The 18,125-nt window shown below is 70.0% G+C and carries 12 protein-coding genes; 9 read left to right on the top strand and 3 right to left on the bottom strand.

Features of this window, described 5'->3' with window-relative positions; all coding sequences use genetic code 11:
• Positions 1-1,806: an outer membrane beta-barrel protein gene (locus MKL09_RS15695; RefSeq protein WP_244021541.1), complete on the bottom strand. Its 1,806-nt coding sequence runs from the start codon at positions 1,804-1,806 to the stop codon at positions 1-3.
• A 299-nt stretch (positions 1,807-2,105) separates the two neighbouring features.
• Here MKL09_RS15695 and MKL09_RS15690 point away from each other — a divergent pair, with 299 nt between their 5' ends.
• From MKL09_RS15690 to MKL09_RS15680, 3 genes are all read left to right on the top strand, one after another.
• The gene (locus MKL09_RS15690; protein ID WP_244021540.1) at positions 2,106-2,612 is read left to right on the top strand and encodes a MucR family transcriptional regulator; all 507 of its coding nucleotides are present in this window, start codon (positions 2,106-2,108) and stop codon (positions 2,610-2,612) included.
• A gap of 101 nt (positions 2,613-2,713) precedes the next feature.
• Positions 2,714-3,721: a LacI family DNA-binding transcriptional regulator gene (locus MKL09_RS15685; protein ID WP_244021539.1), complete on the top strand. Its 1,008-nt coding sequence runs from the start codon at positions 2,714-2,716 to the stop codon at positions 3,719-3,721.
• A gap of 151 nt (positions 3,722-3,872) precedes the next feature.
• Positions 3,873-5,048: an MFS transporter gene (locus MKL09_RS15680; RefSeq protein ID WP_244021537.1), complete on the top strand. Its 1,176-nt coding sequence runs from the start codon at positions 3,873-3,875 to the stop codon at positions 5,046-5,048.
• A gap of 15 nt (positions 5,049-5,063) precedes the next feature.
• On the opposite strand, the gene MKL09_RS15675 is transcribed toward MKL09_RS15680, so the two are convergent.
• Positions 5,064-9,908, bottom strand: a complete 4,845-nt coding sequence (locus tag MKL09_RS15675; RefSeq protein WP_244021536.1) for an NAD-glutamate dehydrogenase — start codon at positions 9,906-9,908, stop codon at positions 5,064-5,066.
• Between the two features lie 158 nt (positions 9,909-10,066).
• Between MKL09_RS15675 and MKL09_RS15670 the strand changes: the two genes are divergently transcribed.
• From MKL09_RS15670 to MKL09_RS15655, 4 genes are all read left to right on the top strand, one after another.
• Complete coding sequence (locus tag MKL09_RS15670; protein WP_244021534.1) at positions 10,067-10,483, top strand: MarR family winged helix-turn-helix transcriptional regulator; 417 nt, start codon at positions 10,067-10,069, stop codon at positions 10,481-10,483.
• A gap of 28 nt (positions 10,484-10,511) precedes the next feature.
• A complete protein-coding gene (locus MKL09_RS15665) occupies positions 10,512-11,807 on the top strand; it encodes an MFS transporter (protein WP_244021524.1) in 1,296 nt (431 codons plus the stop codon).
• 87 nt (positions 11,808-11,894) lie between these two features.
• Positions 11,895-13,166: a multidrug effflux MFS transporter gene (locus tag MKL09_RS15660; RefSeq protein ID WP_244021522.1), complete on the top strand. Its 1,272-nt coding sequence runs from the start codon at positions 11,895-11,897 to the stop codon at positions 13,164-13,166.
• A gap of 76 nt (positions 13,167-13,242) precedes the next feature.
• Complete coding sequence (locus MKL09_RS15655; RefSeq protein WP_244021520.1) at positions 13,243-13,773, top strand: DoxX family protein; 531 nt, start codon at positions 13,243-13,245, stop codon at positions 13,771-13,773.
• 5 nt (positions 13,774-13,778) lie between these two features.
• Here the strand turns inward: MKL09_RS15655 and MKL09_RS15650 are convergent, their stop codons facing one another.
• Positions 13,779-15,227, bottom strand: a complete 1,449-nt coding sequence (locus MKL09_RS15650; protein WP_244021518.1) for an MFS transporter — start codon at positions 15,225-15,227, stop codon at positions 13,779-13,781.
• A gap of 206 nt (positions 15,228-15,433) precedes the next feature.
• Here MKL09_RS15650 and MKL09_RS15645 point away from each other — a divergent pair, with 206 nt between their 5' ends.
• Together MKL09_RS15645 and guaB are read left to right on the top strand one after the other, a co-directional pair.
• A complete protein-coding gene (locus MKL09_RS15645; protein ID WP_244021721.1) occupies positions 15,434-16,321 on the top strand; it encodes a DUF3313 domain-containing protein in 888 nt (295 codons plus the stop codon).
• Positions 16,322-16,489: 168 nt separating this feature from the next.
• Positions 16,490-17,983 carry an IMP dehydrogenase gene (guaB, locus tag MKL09_RS15640; RefSeq protein WP_244021516.1) on the top strand — a complete coding sequence of 498 codons (1,494 nt, stop codon included), beginning with the start codon at positions 16,490-16,492 and terminating at the stop codon, positions 17,981-17,983.
• Positions 17,984-18,125 lie beyond the last annotated feature (142 nt).

Below are 18,125 nucleotides of genomic sequence, written 5' to 3'. Positions count from 1 at the left end.
CTAGGGATTGACCCGCAGGCCGAGCAGGAAGGTGTTGTCCCGGAAGCTGGATCCGGCCACCGTGCTGTCGATCTGCTGGTAGATGTAGGTGCCGCGCAGGGTCAGCCACCGGGTGAAGCGGTAATCGAGCCGCGCGGTCGCGGAGAAGCCGGTCTCCCGGATGGTGCTGCCCTGGTAGTCGTTCTTCAGGAACGAGCCGCCGAGCACGATCGACAGGTTGCGCAGCAGGTCGTGCTGGACTTCCAGGGTGGCGACCTCGGTGAAGATGCCGCTGGATCCGAGGACCGTGGTCTCGGTCACCCCCGTCGCCGCGGTGAGCCGGACCGTCGTGAGCGGGCTCAGGGACCAGACCAGGGCGGCGTTGACCAGCGGGGCATCGATCGACCGCAACGACGGGTCGACATAGGTCCGGTGCTGGATGCCGGCCGAGATCTCGCCGGTGACCGAGCGCGCGAGCCCGAAGCTCGCCCCCACCATCAGGGCGATGCCGTCGGAATCGCGGCGGATGCCGTTGGTGTCCCGGCGCAGGTCGTAGACGCGGGTATCGCCCAGCAGGTCCACGAACGGGCTTAGATCCGGGCTGACCTCGTAGGCCGTGCGCAGCTGCAGGCTGTACTGGTTCAGGTTGCGGTCGGACTGGTTGATGATCGTGCCGTCCGAGAGCTGAGCGTTGTCGAATTCCGAGCGGTCGACCGAGCCGCGCAGGGTCACGGACAGCCGATTGAACGTCTCCGTGGCGCCGAGCGAGGCACCGTAGACGGCGAGCAGCGGCCGGCTCGTCGCCGTGGCGGCCTGCAGGTTCGGGCTGGACGTGCGCTGCGTGTCGACCAGGAAGCGGCCCTCGGCGTCGATGTGCAGGTCGCGGTCGGCGTCGATGCGCAGGCGGACTGTGCCGTCCGCGGCCGGCCGGCTGGCGGCCTCGTTCTGCGGGGTCTCCAGGTAGGAGCCGCGCAGCGAGCCCTGGAACGAGCTGGAGGACCAGTCGCTGCGGAAGTCGACGGCGGCTTCGGTGCGCAGGGCCACCGACCCCTTGGCGAGCTGGCGGCTGGTCTGGTCGGGGTTCGAATCGTAGCCGACGCTCTGCGCGAAGCTCGGCAGAACCGTGAAGGTGCCGATCCGGTAGCCGATCGGCGCGTAGGCCGGATCGGTCGGGATCGGGCGCGCAAGGTCGAGGCCGAGGATGAATCCCGGCGTGAGCAGGCCGAGCGCGGGGGAGATCACGAAGAGCGGCAGGACAGGGCGTGATGCCAGAACCGGCTGCACGGGCACACCGACCACGGCCTGCTGGACCACTGGCGTCAGCCGCAAAGCCGGCGCCGGCACCTGCGTCACCTCCTGGGTGACTCTGCGGGTCGCGGAGCCGATGCGCCGGGGCGGCGCGGAGCGGGAGCGCAGCAGGTCCGACGGCGTCCGGTTGTTCGGTGCCGTGGTCGAACCGCCGGTACGTTGGCCGCTGCCGGTGATGCGGGTGCCGAGCTGGGAGAGGCCCGTCTGGCTCTGCGTCGGGATCGGCGGCGAAAGCGGCGACCGGAGGCTGTCACCCCCGGTCTGCTCGCCGCCGGTTGAATTGCCGCCCGACGAGGTACGGCCGTCCTCGCGCGACAGCCCGTCCGGGATGCGCCGCCGCAGCGCCGGGAGACCGTTCGGCGCCGTATCCTGACCGATACCGGGATTGTCGGGCTGGCCGGTGACCGGGCTGATCGCATCGAAGCGCTGCGCTTCGGACGGCGATGCGGCGAGCACGAGCGTCAGGATCGCGAGGGCGAGCCTGATCTCCTGCCGTCCCCGCCGATCAGCGCCCGACATCCGCACCTGATCTTGGCCTCCACCTACGCCCCGCGCCCCAAGAGCCGGGATCTACAGATCACGCCGCCGCCTCCGAGGTCGTCGGTATGGTTAATGCAAGCTAGCGCCGACATGGTTAATGCGCCGTCAACGCCGAATCTGCGCGGCTCTTCCAGGCGAGGCGCAGTCGCTCTTAAATTTCGGTGTCGCGTAAAAGTAGCGATTGAGCTTTTCTCGCAGATCCGGTAGCGTCCAGCAGAATTCGATGCGGTCCTTACGGGATTGACCGATCTGGATAGTTGCAACGACAGAGGTTCAACGTGAGCGATAGCGCTGAAGCTGAGCAGGCCGAACACATTGAGCTGGCGGTCGATATCATCGCGGCCTATGTGTCCAACAATTCGGTACCGCCCTCGGAACTTCCGGGTCTGATCGGCGGCATTCATGCGGCCCTGAACAGCCTTTCGGCTTCGGGGGCGTCATCGACGACCGCGGTTGAGAAGATGAGCCCGGCCCAGATCCGGAAATCGATTACGCACGATCATCTTATGAGTTTTGAAGACGGTAAGCCGTACAAGACCTTGCGCCGGCACCTGACCCTGCGCGGGCTCAGCCCGGAGGCCTACCGCGAGAAATGGGGCCTGCCGCGGGACTATCCGATGACGGCGGCAAGCTATTCGGCCCAGCGGTCGGAGTTGGCCCGTGCCCTCGGCCTCGGCCAGCAGCGCCGCAAGTCTCGCGGTGCGGCGACGCCAGCCGTGGAGGAGGAGGCACCGGCAGCATCTGCGCCGAAGACGCGAGGTCGCAAGAAGGCGCCGGTCGAGTAGAGCGGCGCGCCGAATTTACTGGGCCCGTTTGACAGAGACCAGTCGCGAGCGTGACACGGCGGCGGGATGGCTCAACCGACGAGCGGACGCCGCCGCAATACATGCCGAACATGGTCTCGAAGCGCTATCCGACATCGATCGAGGTCGCCCGCCTCGCCGGAGTCTCGCAATCGGCGGTGTCCCGGACCTTCACACCGGGCGCCAGCGTCTCGGCGCGCACGCGCGACAAGGTCTTGGCGGCGGCGGAAACCCTCGGCTTCCGCCCGAGCCTGATCCCCAAGATCATGCTGACCGACCGGTCCGGACTCGTGGCCCTGGTGGTCGGCGGCCTGGAAAACGCGTTCTACGCGCGCGTCGTCCAGACCCTTGCGGCCCGCCTGCGGGAGGCCGGCAACCAGATCCTCTTGGTCCCGGTCGACAGCGACTACACCCTCGACGCCGTCGCGGCGCGGCTCGCGCAGTACCGGGTCGACGCGATCGTCAGCGCCCTGGCCGTGCTCTCGCGGGACGCCGCGGAGACGCTCTCGGCCTCCCGGATCCCGGTGGTCTCGTTCAACACGCCGGTGACGGCCGCGCGGGTCGGTTCGGTCGGCTCCGACAACGCGCTCGGGGGCCGGCAGGCCGCCGCCCTTCTGCACGCATGCGGCGTGCGCCATCCCGCCTTCGTGTCCGGGCCCGCCGACAGCCCGGCCAGCGCCGAGCGCCTGACCGGCTTTCGCGATGGCCTGCATGCATCGGGACTGCCGGAGCCGCGCGTCGCCGGATGCGCCTACACCTATGATGGCGGGGCCGAGGCGACGACGCAGCTCTGCGCCGCGGGGCCGGTCGATGGGATCTTCTGCGCCAACGATCTCTGCGCGCTGGGCACGATCGACGCCCTGCGGCGCGCGGGACGGCGCATTCCCGAAGACGTTCGGGTGATCGGTTACGACGATACCCCCGCCGCGTCCTGGGGCGGCTACGACCTGACCAGTTTCGATCAGGATGTTCCGGCGCTGGTCGAGGCAGCTCTGGCGATGATCGCCCGTATGTCCGCCGAGGATGTCGGCATCGGCGAGCGGATGCTGATCCCGCCGCGCCTGACCGAGCGCGGCAGCACGCGGTTCTGACCCAAACTATTCCTTCCGCAATTCGGCTGTTTGCATACGGCGCAATGGTGCATCGCGTTTGCATCGCTATGCAAAAACCGAATGTGCCCCATCCTTGCGCCATGCTGCGTCGCACAAAGCGGCGCCCGTTATCCGCTCGAAGGAGGCCGCCGTGCCGCCCCTGCCGATCCTCGCCCTTGCCGTCGCCTCGTTCGGAATCGGCACCACCGAATTCGTCATCATGGGCTTGCTGCCGGAGGTGGCGCAGGGCTTCGGCGTCACCATTCCGCAGGCCGGCTATCTGGTTTCCGGCTACGCCATGGGCGTGGTCGTGGGCGCGCCGATCGTGGCGATCGCCACCGCCGGGCTTCCCCGCAAGACCGCGTTGCTCGCCCTGATGGCTGTGTTCCTCATCGGCAATGTCGGCTGCGCCCTCGCGCCGAGCTACGGCCTGCTGATGGCGGCCCGGATCGTCACCGCCTTCGCGCACGGGGCGTTCTTCGGCATCGGCGCCGTGGTGGCGCGCGATCTGGTGCCGCGCGAGAAGCGGACCCAGGCGGTCTCGCTGATGTTCGCCGGCCTGACGCTCGCCAACGTGCTCGGCGTTCCCCTCGGCACCGCCCTGGGCCAAGTGGCCGGGTGGCGTTCGACCTTCTGGGCGGTGGTCGTGATCGGGCTCCTGGCCGGTCTCGCGATCCAGCTGTTCGTGCCCGCCGGCCTACCGGGCACGCGCGGCGGCTTGGTGAAAGAATTCCGGGCGCTCGGCCGCTGGCCGGTGCTGCGGCCGATGCTGATCTCGACCCTGTCGTCGGTCAGCTTCTTCACGGTGTTCACCTACATCACGCCGTTCCTCACCGGCGTCACCGGGTTCTCGCCGCAGGGCGTGACCGGTGTGCTTTTCGCCGCGGGAATCGGCCTGACGGTGGGCAACCTCGCGGGCGGCCACTTCGCCGACCGGGGCCTGATGGCGACGATCATCGGCGGGTTCATCGGCATCGTCGCGGTGCTGCTGATGCTGGCCGCGGTCGCCCATCACGCGATCCCGACCGTCGCCGTGCTGGTCCTGTGGTCGGGCCTTGCCTTCGCGCTGGTCTCGCCGCTGCAGATCTGGGTGGTCGAGGCCGCGAGCGACGCCCCGAACCTCGCCTCGACGCTGAACCAGGGCGCGTTCAACCTCGGCAACGCCACCGGCGCCTGGATCGGCGGCACGGCCCTCACGCTGGGAGCCGGCTACGGCCAGCTGCCGCTGATCGCCGCCGCCGTCTCGATCCTGGGCCTCGGCCTGACGGTCACGGCCGTCAGCCGCAGCGGCAGCCGGATCTTTTCCGCCTCCGCACCCGGCGCCTGACGGCCGGGCGCAACGTCAGTCGGCCCGGACCAGATCGCCAAGCAAGCTGGCCGCCACCGTTGCCTTGGACACCGTCAGGCCTGAGGCACTGATCGCGTCCACCGCATCGCGGATGCGGATCAGCGGCGCACCCCGTGCCTTGGCCCAGGCCGCAACGGCCTCGGGCCCGGCGCCGAGATCGGCCACCACCTCGGCGGTGAGCTTGCGGTGGGCGGCGGCGATGCCGGCGACCGCCCGCTCCAGGGCGACCCGGTCGAACGTGTCGGCCACCGGCACGGTCCGGGCCGCGGCGGCGAGCTCGTCCAGGCGGAAGGCGTGTTCCAGGGCGAAATGGGTCGCCGCCACCTCCTCCACCGGTCGGCCGCTGGCTTCGGCCACCCGCACGATGTCGGGCGCAGAGATCAGGGCGTTCAGGGAGGCGAGCCGCCGTGCCTGTTCGTGGCCCATGCCGTGGCCTTCGAGCTCCGCCGCCCGGTCGGCGATGGCGGTAAGCGCCTCGGCCTCGAGCACCTTCGGCAGCGCGGCCTCCACGGCCGCGACGCCGTCGCGGTAGCGTGCCACCAGCGGGGCGAGGCCGCCGGTCAGGTCGAGGTTGCGGATGAACCAGACGATCCGGTTGGCGAGCAGGCCCTGCACCTCGGCGTAGAGGCCGAGCTGGTCCTGACCGGAGAGGCCGCCGCCCAAGCCGTCGATGGCGAGGTTCAGCTCCATCAGCCCGAACGCGTCCCGGGTGATCGCGTAGGCCTTGGCGATGGTCGCGGCATCCGCCCCGGTCCCGTCGATCAGGCGCGTGACCAGGGACGGACCGCCGCGGTTGACGATGATGTTGGCCAGCGCCGTGGAGATGATCTCCCGGCGCAGCCGGTGGCCTTTCACGGCGTCCGGGAACTGCTCGCGCAGGGCTTTGGGGAAGTAGCGCTGCAATTCGCGATCGAAATACGGATCGTTCGGCACTGCGCTCGCCAGGATCGCGTCGTAGAGCGACAGCTTCGCGTAGGCGAGCAGCACCGCGTATTCCGGCCGGGTCAGGCCCTCGCCGCGGCGCGTCCGCTCGGTGATCGCCGCATCATCCGGCAGGTATTCCACCGCCCGGTCGAGGCGCCCCTCGGCCTCCAGCGCCTGCATCGTGCGCATGGCGAAGCCGGTCTCGCCCAGGCCGCCGCGCTGGGCGAGGGACAGGGCGAGCGTCTGCAACTCGTTGTTGCGCAGGACCAGCCGCCCGACCTCGTCGGTCATGGTGGCGAGCAGCCGGTTGCGCGCATCGTAGTCGAGCCGCCCGTCGCGCTCTGGCGTCATCAGCGCGATCTTGATGTTCACCTCGACGTCGGAGGTGTTCACGCCGGCGGAATTGTCGATCGCGTCGGTGTTGAGCCGGATGCCGGCCCGAGCCGCCTCGATGCGGCCGCGCTGGGTCAGGCCGAGATTGGCGCCCTCGCCGACGGCCTTCACCCGCAATTCCGGCCCGGTGATGCGCACCGCATCGTTGGCCCGGTCACCCGCATCCTCGTCGGTCTCGGTGGTGGCGCGGATATAGGTGCCGATGCCGCCGAACCACAGCAGGTCGGCCGGGGCCTTCAGGATCGCCTGCATCAGCTCGGTCGGCGTCGCCTCGTCCCGGTCGAAGCCGAGGGCGGCCCGGACGGCTTGCGACAGCGGAATGGTCTTGAGGCTGCGCGAGAACACCCCGCCGCCCTCGGAGATCAGCGCGCGGTCGTAATCCGCCCAGGAGGAGCGGCCGAGGTCGAACAGGCGCTTGCGCTCGGCAAAGCTCTTCGCCGCATCGGGTTTCGGGTCGAGGAAGATGTCGCGATGGTCGAAGGCCGCGACCAGCCGGAGGCTCTCCGACAGCAGCATGCCGTTGCCGAACACGTCGCCCGACATGTCGCCGACGCCGACCACGGTGATCGGGTCGGTCTGGACGTCGACGTCGATCTCGCGGAAGTGGCGGCGCACCGCCTCCCAGGCACCGCGGGCGGTGATGCCCATGCCCTTGTGGTCGTAGCCCTGGCTGCCGCCGGACGCGAAGGCGTCCCCGAGCCAGTGGCCCTTCTCCAGCGAGAGGGCGTTGGCAATGTCCGAGAAGGTGGCGGTGCCCTTGTCGGCCGCCACGACGAGATAGGCGTCGTCCGTGTCGTGCCGCACCGTGTCGGGCGGCGGCACGATCGCCTGGTCGACGATGTTGTCGGTGAGTTCCAGGAGCGTGCGGATGAAGAGCCGGTAGCTCTCGGTGCCTTCCTGCATCCAGGCGGCCCGGTCGGCGGCCGGCGGCAGGCGCTTGGGGAAGAAGCCCCCCTTGGCGCCCACCGGCACGATAACGGCGTTCTTCACCTGCTGGGCCTTCACCAGGCCCAGGATCTCGGTGCGGAAATCCTCTGGCCGGTCGGACCAGCGCAGGCCGCCGCGGGCGACGTAGCCGAAGCGCAGATGCACGCCCTCGACTCGTGGCGAATAGACGAAGATCTCGAAGAACGGCCGCGGCAGCGGCATCGCCGTGACCTTGGCGCAAGCGAACTTGAAGCTGATCGTCTCCCGAGGGCCACCGCCTTCGACGGTCTGGAAGAAGTTGGTCCGCACTGCCGCCTCGACCAGGTTGACGAACCGGCGCAGAATCCGGTCATCGTCCAGGCTGGTGACGTCGCCGAGCGCCTCCTCGATCAGGGCGCGGGTCTCGGCCTCCTGGGCGGCCCGGTCGCCCTCGGCCTGCGGGTCGAAGCGGGTCCGGAACAGGCTGACGATCGCCCGGGCGATCCCGGGATGGCGGCTCAGCGTGCCGGCCATGTAATCCTGGCCATAGCGAATCCGGAGCTGGCGCAGGTAGCGGCCGAGCGCCCGGAGCAGCGCCGCCTCCCGCCAGGGGAGGGCGGCTTCCAGCACGAGCCGGTTGTAGCCGTCCGATTCCGCCGCCCCGTCGGCCAGCGCCAGCATCGCCTCTTCGAGGGGCTGCTCCAGCAGGGCCAGGTCGATCGCCGCGCCGCTCGCGCGCTCGATCCGCATGTCGTGCAGCCAGATCCGGGCCGATTCGTCCGAGCCGGTCGGCCGGACCCGATAGGTCCGCTCATCGATGACGCGAAAGCCCATATTTTCCAGCACCGGCACCCGGTCGGACAGGGCGATCGCGGTGCCGCGGGAAAAGACCTTCAGCCGGACCTGCGCATCGGAATCGCCGGCCCGGCGCCCGAGATGCACAGCGCGCGGCTGCGCGTCGCTCAGCGCCTCAAGGATGGCGATGTCGGCGACCGCCACGTCCGCCTGGAAATTGTCGCGATAGGCCGCCGAGAACGCGTCCGCGTAGCGGGCGGCCAGAAGACGGGCCCGGCCGCCGTCATGGGCTTCCGCCAACGCCGCGCTCAAGGCGTCACCCCAAGTGCGAACCAGAGCCGCGATGCCGGCCTCCAGGGCGGCGGGGTCCTGCTCCGGTGTGCCCTCGTCGGGCAGGCCGATGATGTAGTGGGTCCGGGCCAGCGGGCCTTCGGGCAGCTCCGAGTAGGCCGCGCTCGGCCGGCCGCCATAGGCCTCGGCCAGATAGGCGGCGATGCGGGCGCTCACGGTTGAATCGAACCGGTCCTTGGGCACGTAGACCAGCAGCGAGACGAACCGGCCGAACCGGTCCGGACGCGACAGCACGCGGATCCGCGGCCGGTCGGCGAGGTTCGCGATCGCCAGGGTGAACCGGTACAGCCGGTCGATGTCGATCTGGAACAGCTCGTCCCGCGGGTAGGTCTCCAGCACCGCCAGCAGGCTGCGGCCGGCATGGCTGGTCGGGTCGAGGCCGGCCCGTTCGGCCACCGCCTCGACCTTGCGGCGCAGCACCGGCACCTCGCGCGCCGGGCTGGTATAGGCCGCGGCGGTGAACAGGCCGACGATCCGCACCTCGCCCGAGAGCTTGCCGGTGGCCGAAAACAGCTTCACGCCGACATAGTCGAGATAGGAGACCCGGTGGACCCGGGACTTCGCGCTCGCCTTGGTGATGATCAGCGCCTGCGGCTCCTCCAGGAAGGCCAGGATCTCGGGCGTGTAATCCACCGGTGTCCGGCCCCGGCGCAGGGGCGTGGCGCCGGGGTCGCGCAGAACCCCGAGGCTCGAGCCCTCGATCAAGGGATGGCCGTCGCCCTCGATGCCGTGCTGGCGCATGCCCAGCACCAGGAATTGCCCGTCGGTGAGCCAGTCCAGGAAGGCGCGCGCCTCGGCGATCTCGGCCTCCGGCAGCGGGGAGGGGGCGCGACCGAGGCTGTCGGACAGCGCGGAGATGCGGGCCAGCATGGCATCGTGGTCGTCGCTTGCCAGGGCCACATCCCGGTAGACCTGGCTGAGGGCCTCCTCCAGCCGCGCCCGGGCCTCTCCGTCGAGGCGGCCGAGATGGAGATGGATGAAGCTCTCGCGCGCCAGGCTGCCATGGGCGTCCGCGGTGGTCTCCCCGACCACGCGTACCAGCACGCCCGAGGCATCGCGCTCGACCCCGAGGATCGGGTGCGCGACGAGATCCGGCGTCAGGCCCTGTTCGGTGAGTTCGGCCAGGGTCGAATCGAGCAGGAACGGCCGGTTGTCGTTGATGACCTCGACGATCGTCACCTCGCGCGTCCGGCCGTCCCGCACGAGTTCGGTATCGCTCAAGCGCAGCCGGGCCGGTTCGCCGGACTTGCGCGGCTCGGACAGGAACGCGCGGGCGCGAACCGCGAGCTCGGCCAGCGCATCGCCCGGGTAGGGTGCCACGTCCTCGGGGGTCACGCGTCCGAACAGGTCGCGGACGAAGCCGCCGGGTCCGCCCTGCTGGGCGACGATCTCGGCGGCCGCCTCGATGAGGTCGGTCCGGGCCGATTTCTGTTCCGAGGATGACAACGCCGTGGCGGTTTCGAGTGTCATCGTGCCTCTCACGAACCGGGAGCCTGCCTGCGCAGCGTTAGCAGGGTGATCCGCCGTGTCGATGACAGCCGGCCGCAAATCCCGGTTCCCGCATGTCGAACCGGAGGAACCGTCAGGCCCGGCTTGTGCGACGGGGAATAGGTGCATATACACGCATTGTGAGCACTGAATCTCAGACCGAATCCTGCACCTGCGTCGCCCTGCGCCAGGCCACCCGCGCATTGACCGCGTCCTATGACGCGGCCCTGCGTCCAGCCGGATTGCGGGTGACGCAATTCTCGATCCTGCGCCGCCTGGAACGGCTCGGGCCAATTCCGGTGACGCGGCTGGCCGTGGAGGCCGTCCTGGAGCGGACCACGATGGGCCGCAACCTCGACCCGCTGGAACGGCGCGGCCTCGTGAAGATCGAGGCAGGCCGGGATGCGCGCGAGCGGATCGTCTCCCTGACGGATGCCGGTCGCGAGGCTATCGCGGCGGCTACGCCCTACTGGCAGGCGGCCCAAGCTCGAATCAACGCTCAGGTCGACCCCGTGGCCGTCGCAGCCCTCGCGGAAGCCCTGATCGCCGCCACCTGACCGACCGTCTCACCCCCGGAGCCCGAACATGCCCGCCCCCGTCGAGACGCTCTCCGCGCCGCCCGCGCCGCGCCTGCACTATGCCTGGGTCGTCGCCGCGGTGACCTTCCTGGTGCTGCTGATCGGGGCGGGCGTGCGCGCGACGCCGAGCGTGCTGATCGTCCCGTGGGAGCGGGAATTCGGCTGGACCGCCGCCACGATCAGCGTCGGCATCGCCCTCAACATTTTCCTGTACGGGATGATCGGGCCGTTCGCGGTGGCGATCATCGAGCGGTTCGGCCTGCGACGCTCGGTCTGCGGCTCGCTCTTCGTCCTGGCACTCGGCACGGCCGCCACCAGCCTGATGACGGCGCCGTGGCAGATGGTCCTGCTCTGGGGCATCGTGGTCGGCTCGGGGTCCGGCATGGTCGCCAACGTGCTCGGCGCCACCGTCGCCGGGCGCTGGTTCGGCAAGCGCCGCGGCCTGGTGATCGGCATGCTCACCGCCAGCAGCGCCACGGGACAGCTGATCTTCCTGCCGATCCTGGCCTCCCTGGCGGTCGGGTCGGGCTGGCGCTCGGTCTCGCTGCTGGTCGCGGGGGTGACCCTGGTGCTGATCCCGCTGGCGGCGCTGCTGCTGCGCGACCGGCCGGCCGATCTCGGCCTGCCGCGCTACGGCGAGACCACGGTGACGCCGACGCCCGTGTTCACCGAAAACCCGGCGATGCGGGCCCTGCGCGGCCTGCGGATCGGCCTGCGATCAAAGGATTTCTGGCTGCTGTCCGGCACGTTCTTCATCTGCGGCGCCTCGACCAACGGGCTGATCGGCACCCACCTGATCCCGGCCTGCATCGATCACGGCATCGCCGAGGTGACGGCGGCGGGCCTGCTCGCCGTGATGGGCATCTGCGACCTGATCGGCACCACGGCCTCGGGCTGGCTCACCGACCGGTTCGATTCGCGCAAGCTGCTGGCCTGGTATTACGGCCTGCGTGGCCTCTCGCTGATCTTCCTGCCCTACTCGTTCGACCTGAGCTTCTACGGCCTGTCCCTGTTCGCGGTGTTCTACGGGCTCGACTGGATCGCCACCGTACCGCCCACCGTGCAGCTCGCCGGAAAGTCCTTCGGCGAGGAGAACGCCGCGCTGATGTTCGGCTGGATAGCCGCCGCCCACCAGATCGGCGCCGCCTCGGCCGCGTGGCTCGCCGGCATGGTCCGGACCGATACCGGCAGCTATCTCGGCGCGTTCGTGTCGGCCGGCCTGATGTGCCTGGTCGCCGCCCTGATGGCGGGCTTCGTCGGGCGCAATCCCCGCGAGCCGGCCCTGCGCCCGCTGCCGGCCTGAGCTGCGCCGAGCGGCCGAAGCCGTCACAAGCGTGCCGCGAAGGGGGCGCCTCCGTCGGGCAACCCTTTCGCAGCACGAGTGCGCATTGTGACAATCGCGATCCGGCCGAATCCGCCGGTCCAGGAAATTCGCACCCCGCAGACGCGGTCGGGGCCGGGCTTCACCGAGTTCGTCGCCATCATCGCGCTGATGATGGCCGTCACCGCCATCTCCATCGACAACCTGCTGCCGGCCTTCCCGGCGATCGAGGCGCGGTTCTCCGTGCCCGATCCGAACCGGCTGCAGCTCCTCGTTTACGTCTTCATGGCCGGGTTCGGCGTGGCCCAGCTCGCCTACGGGCCGATCTCGGATACGTTCGGGCGCCGGCCTGTGCTGCTCGCGAGCCTGGCGATCTACGTGGTCGGCTGCGGGCTGGCCATGGTGGCGCCGAGCTTCGGCTGGCTGCTGGCGGCCCGGGTCATCCAGGGCATCGGCGCGGCTGCAGGCCGCGTGCTCTCGGTGGCGATCGTGCGCGACCGCTTCGCCGGCCGCGAGATGGCGAGCGTGATGTCGCTGACCATGATGGTCTTCCTGATCGTCCCGATGATCGCCCCGGCGATCGGCGGCCTGATGCTGGCCCTGGGCTCCTGGGTCTACGTGTTCGTCTCGATGCTGGCGCTGGCCTTCTGGCTGACCGCCTGGTTCTCGCTCCGGATGCCGGAGACCCTGCATCCGGAATACCGTCGCCCGCTCTCGCTCGGGGCGACCTGGGACGCGGTGCGCACCACGGTCACCACCCGGGTTGCCATCGGCTACGCCACGGCGCTCGGCCTGCTCACCGGCTGCATCATGGGCTATGTCGGCTCGGCCCAGCAGGTGTTCGACACCGGGCTGTACCATCTCGGGCCCCTGTTCCCCCTGGCCTTCGGGCTGGTCGCCGGTGCCATGGGGGCGGCGACGCTGATCAACGCCCGGATCGTGCGGCGGCTCGGGATGCGAGCGCTCTCGCACGCTGGCATCATCGCGTTCACGCTGGTGGCCCTGGCCCAGGTCGGCGTGGGCCTCGCCTATCACGGCCACCCGCCCCTGGCGGCGTTTCTGGCGATCCTGGCGGCGAACCAGTTCCTGATGAGCTTTGCGCTGCCGAACTTCAGCGCGCTGGCGCTGGAGCCGCTCGGCGCGATCGCCGGCACGGCCTCGTCGTTCGTGGGCTTCTACACGACGATCCTGGGGGCGTTTTCCGGCTACGTGATCGGCCAGGCCTTCGACGGGACCGTGCTGCCGGTCGGGATCGGCTACGCCACCCTCGGGGGTCTGGCGCTGCTGGTGGTGCTCTGGACCGAGCGCGGCCGGCTGTTCCGGGGCGGCGTCGCGAGCTGAGGCCCGGCGACTTAACCGGGCCTTCAAGAGAATCCGCCACCCTCCGGTCAGCCCTTTCAGCCGACCGGATTCGACCATGATCGCCCGCGCCCAGGACGGAACCCTTCTCGCCGCGCGCCTGCTCCTGGCCGCCGCGCTCCTGCCGACCGGGATCGCCCGGGCGCTCAACGTCTCGGGCTTCGCGCTGACGCTCGCCGGCAGCGGCATGCCGTTCCCGAACGGCGTCGCCACCGCCGCCGTGGTTGTGCAGGTCTTCGGGCCCCTCGCGTTGATCCTCGGCGTGCTGCCGCGCCTGACCGGGCTGGCGCTCGCCGCCTTCGCGGCGGTGACGGCCGTGATGCTGCACGCGTTCTGGCAATATGTCGGGCCGGCCGCGATCGCCGAGCGGACGCTGATGCTCGCCGATCTCGGGCTCGCGGGCGGATTCTTGATCTACGCGCTGACCGGTCCCGGTGCCTGGAGTTGGCAGGGCTGGCGCGCCGGCCAGGCGGCCGAACGGCCGGCTCCGCAGCGCGCGCCGGCCAAGGCCGCCGGAAAAAGCTCCGCGGCCCGCGGTGGCGCCAGCAAGAAATCGGGCGGACGCGCACCGGCCCGGGCAGCGGCCTGACCGGCTCAGCTTGCCCGGGGCTTCAGCTCGGGTGATGCGGATGGCGTCGCGGCGACCATCCGTCGGCCGGAAATCTCGGCACCGGCATCGGGCGTCAGCTTGCGGAAGGCCAGCACGGAGAGGGCCGACAGCACAGCCACGGCGACGAACGCCGGCCCGAAATCGCCGGCCTCGATCCGGGCCCGGCCGTGGAGACCAGCCGTCCCCTCGAGGGCGAGCGCTCCGAGGGTGACGCCCAGGCTCAGCGACAGCTGCTGGCAGACGCTGGCGAAGCTCGTGGCCGCGCTCATCTCCCGGGATTCGAGATCGGCATACGCGATGGCGTTGACGCAGGTGAACTGCACCGAGCGCGAGCAGCCGCCGATGAACAGCAGCGCGATCATGATCCAGTGCGGCGTACCCGCCGTGTAGAGCCCGTTCACCGCCAGGAAGGCCGAGGCCAGCACCGCGTTCGAGACCATCACGGTGCGGAAGCCCAGATGGCGCAGAATCCTGGGCGCCAGGGTCTTCACGAACATCGCTCCGGCCGCGGCCGCGAAGGTGATCAGGCCGGAATGCAGGGCGTCGAGCCCGAACCCGACCTGCAGCATCAGCGGCAGCAGGAACGGGATGGCGCCCGTCCCAACCCGGAACAGGCTGCCGCCCAGGATCGCGACCCGGAAGGTTGGGCGGTTCATCAGGTCGAGCCGGACGATCGGGTGGGCGACACGCCTGGCATGCAGGAAATAGAGCGGCAGCAGGATCGCGCCGCCGGCCAGACACCCCCAGGAGACCGAGGCCGGCAGGAGATGGCGTCCCATCGAGGCGAGCCCGAGCATTAAAGCGGCGAGGCCGGTGCCGAGCAGGAAGAAGCCGGCGACGTCGAGCGGCGGCCGCTCCGGCTCGCGGATGTCCTCGAAATAGAGGCTTGCCAGCACGATCCCGGCGCAGCCGATCGGCAGGTTGATGAAGAAGATCCAGCGCCAGTCGAACCACGTGGTGATCAGCCCGCCGAGCGGCGGCCCGATCACCGGGCCGACCAGCGCCGGGAAGGTCAGGTAGGCCAGAGCCGTCACCAGCTGGGACTTCGGCACGCTGCGCAGCACGACGAGGCGGCCCACCGGCACCATCATGGCGCCGCCCATGCCCTGAAGGAACCGCGCGGCGACGAACCACGCCAGGCCGTTGGCCGCCGCGCAGGCCAGGGACCCGATCATAAACACGACCAGCGCGGCCCGGAACACCGTGCGCGAGCCGTAGCGGTCGGCCATCCAGCCGCTCACCGGGATGAAGATCGCCAGGCTGACGAGATAGGCGGTCAGCGCCAGCTTCAGGGCGATCGGGTCCTCCCCGAGGCTCGTCGCGATGCTGGGCAGCGCCGTGGCGATCACGGTGGAATCGGTGTTCTCCATGAACAGGGCGGTGGCCACCGTCAGGGGGACGATCCAGAGCGGTTTTTGGGTCGGGGAAGACATCGGACAGCAGACGCGCGTCGCGCCGGGACGGTTGCACGGCGGGGGCGCCCATTCGCACCGTCGTGTTTCGCGTCTGTATCCGCAACGCAACAGAGGTTGCATCGTGACCGGACACCACCTTTTGTGCGGGTGGTCCAATGGCTACGTTTGGCGCGAGCGGTCTTCCGGCCGTCGATACCGGCGCGGTGCCGGCCACGGGACACGCGATGCAGCCCTCTCCGACCAAGCGCCGATCCCTGTCGCGGATCGCCGCCGCCGTCGCGCTCCTGTCGACGGTAACGGCCTGCGGCACAGTGCTGCTGAACGATCGCGGTTCGCTCACCCGCTACGACCGCCTGAAGGCGAGCAGCGCGGTCGCCTCGGCCTCGCGGCTCTACGTGGACCGGCCGGCGCTGGCCAAGGCCGGTACCGTGCGGATCATCCCGACGGCGTTCCACGCCGACGTCGCGGGCGCCGCCCCGCTGACCCAGGCGGAGCGCCGCCTGATCGCCAACGCGGCCGACCGGGCGCTCTGCTACGACCTGTCGCTGCGCTACGATGTCGTGACCGGCCGCGACGCCGACCTGACCGTGCGGGCGCAGGTCACCCGGGTCGAGCCCACCGACCTCCTCGGCGCCGGCGCCACCATCTCAGGCTCGGCCGGCGTGACCGTGGCGTCCCAGGTCGGCCTCAGCGCCGTCGAGGGCATCGGCCGTATCCCGATCCCGCGGATCCCGATCGGGCTCGGCAGCCTCACGGTCGAGGCCGAGGCGCTGGACCGCCGCCGCGAGCAGCGCGCCGCGATGGTCTGGGGCGGGGCCGCGAACTCGTTCACCAGCCAGCCACGCTTCTCCCGCGCCAGCGACGCTTATGACCTCGCCGGCGAGTTCGGCCAGGATTTCGGCTTCATGCTGGCCACCGGCGACGACCCGTTCAACGCGCCCAACACCCTGCCGACCTGGGACCGCATCCGGGTCACCACGCTCGGCGAAGCGCCCCTCGACCCCGATTGCGAGGCCTACGGCCGGGCGCCCGGCATCGACGGTATCCTCGGCGATTATATCGGCCTGCCGCCGGAATACACCGACAAGGGCCCCGCTCCGGATTTGCGCTGACCGCGCCGCCCATACCGGTGCAAAAAAGCGGGGGAGCCATGCGCGATTTCCCGCTGCGGCGCGGCGACGGCGCATTGGCGCGGCCGCGGACCCCATGATACTGGCCCTTGCCAACCCGATCCCGCTGCGCAGCCCCCCCGAGCGCGGCCGTCCGAGGAAAGTTGGCACATGGCCCGAGTCGATTCTGCAACGATCATCGAGGGCCTGACCTTCGACGACGTGCTCCTGCGGCCCGCCGCTTCCTCGGTGATGCCGACCGAGGTCAACGTCGCCTCGCGGCTGACCCGCACGATCCCCCTGAACCTGCCGATCCTCGCTTCCGCGATGGATACCGTCACCGAGGCGCCGATGGCGATCGCCATGGCGGCCAACGGTGGCATGGGCGTGATCCATCGCAACCTGGAGCCGCCGGAGCAGGCCGAGCAGGTCCGACTCGTCAAGAAGTACGAGTCCGGCATGGTGATGAACCCCATCACGATCCACCCGGACGAGACCCTGGCCGACGCCTTCGAGGTGATGAAGCGCAACCGCATCTCAGGTATCCCGGTGGTCGAGCGCGGCCCCAACGGCTCCCGGGGCAAGTTGGTCGGCATCCTGACCAACCGCGATGTCCGCTTCGCCACCAATTCCGCCCAGCCGGTGGCCGAGCTGATGACCCGGGACCGGCTGATCACGGTCCGCGAGGGCGTGACCCAGGACGAGGCCAAGCGGCTGCTGCACCAGTTCCGGATCGAGAAGCTGCTGGTGGTCGACGACCATTACCGCTGCATCGGCCTCATCACCGTCAAGGACATCGAGAAGCGCGTCACCTACCCGTTCGCCGTCAAGGACGAGCAGGGCCGCCTGCGGGTCGCCGCTGCTACCACCACGGGCGATAGCGGCTTCGAGCGGGCCGAGCGCCTGATCGATGCCGGCTGCGACGTAATCGTGGTCGACACCGCACACGGCCACTCAATCAAGGTGCTCGACGCGGTCGCCCGGGTGAAGCAGCTCTCCAACGCCGTCCAGGTGATCGCCGGCAACGTCGCCACCCGCGAGGGCACGAAGGCGCTGATCGATGCCGGCGCGGACGCCATCAAGGTCGGCATCGGCCCGGGCTCGATCTGTACCACCCGGATCGTGGCCGGCGTCGGCGTGCCCCAGCTCACCGCCCTGATGGAGGCCGTCGAGGCCGCCGGAGAGGCCGACATCCCGGTCATCGCCGATGGCGGCATCAAGTATTCCGGCGACCTCGCCAAGGCGATCGCGGCCGGCGCTTCCGTCGCGATGCTCGGCTCGCTGCTCGCCGGCACCGACGAGGCCCCCGGCGAAGTCTTTTTGTATCAAGGCCGCTCGTACAAGTCGTACCGCGGCATGGGCTCGGTGGGCGCCATGGCCCGTGGCTCGGCCGACCGCTACTTCCAGGCGGAGGTGAATGACACCCACAAGCTCGTCCCCGAGGGCATCGAGGGCCAGGTTCCCTACAAGGGCCCGGTGGGCAACGTCCTGCACCAGCTCGCCGGCGGCCTGCGTGCCGCGATGGGCTATGTCGGCGGCGCGACCATCCCGGACTTCCAGGAGCGCGCGCAGTTCATCCGCATCACCAATGCCGGCCTGCGCGAGAGCCACGTCCACGACGTGACCATCACCCGCGAGAGCCCGAACTATCCGTCGCGGACCTGAGGCGGAGGTCTCATGAACATCCCAAGCTGGTCTTCGCTCGGTCGGCATCGACCCGTCTTCGACGTCCCGCGGGATGACGTCGGCGGTCGCGCGGAAGCTGGCCTGCGTCACCGCCACGACGATGGCCTGAAGGACACGAACG

Source organism: Methylobacterium sp. J-048 (assembly GCF_022829515.1).
GTDB lineage: Bacteria > Pseudomonadota > Alphaproteobacteria > Rhizobiales > Beijerinckiaceae > Methylobacterium.
This window is presented reverse-complemented; position numbering and strand designations above follow the sequence as displayed.

Excerpts from the sequence above, each read along its gene's own strand:
- MKL09_RS15685 (WP_244021539.1), top strand. The coding sequence starts at position 2,714 with ATGCCGAACATGGTCTCGAAGCGCTATCCGACATCGATCGAGGTCGCC.
- MKL09_RS15655 (WP_244021520.1), top strand. The coding sequence starts at position 13,243 with ATGATCGCCCGCGCCCAGGACGGAACCCTTCTCGCCGCGCGCCTGCTC.
- MKL09_RS15650 (WP_244021518.1), bottom strand. The coding sequence starts at position 15,227 with ATGTCTTCCCCGACCCAAAAACCGCTCTGGATCGTCCCCCTGACGGTG.
- MKL09_RS15675 (WP_244021536.1), bottom strand. The coding sequence starts at position 9,908 with ATGACACTCGAAACCGCCACGGCGTTGTCATCCTCGGAACAGAAATCG.
- MKL09_RS15645 (WP_244021721.1), top strand. The coding sequence starts at position 15,434 with ATGCAGCCCTCTCCGACCAAGCGCCGATCCCTGTCGCGGATCGCCGCC.
- MKL09_RS15665 (WP_244021524.1), top strand. The coding sequence starts at position 10,512 with ATGCCCGCCCCCGTCGAGACGCTCTCCGCGCCGCCCGCGCCGCGCCTG.
- guaB (WP_244021516.1), top strand. The coding sequence starts at position 16,490 with ATGGCCCGAGTCGATTCTGCAACGATCATCGAGGGCCTGACCTTCGAC.
- MKL09_RS15695 (WP_244021541.1), bottom strand. The coding sequence starts at position 1,806 with ATGTCGGGCGCTGATCGGCGGGGACGGCAGGAGATCAGGCTCGCCCTC.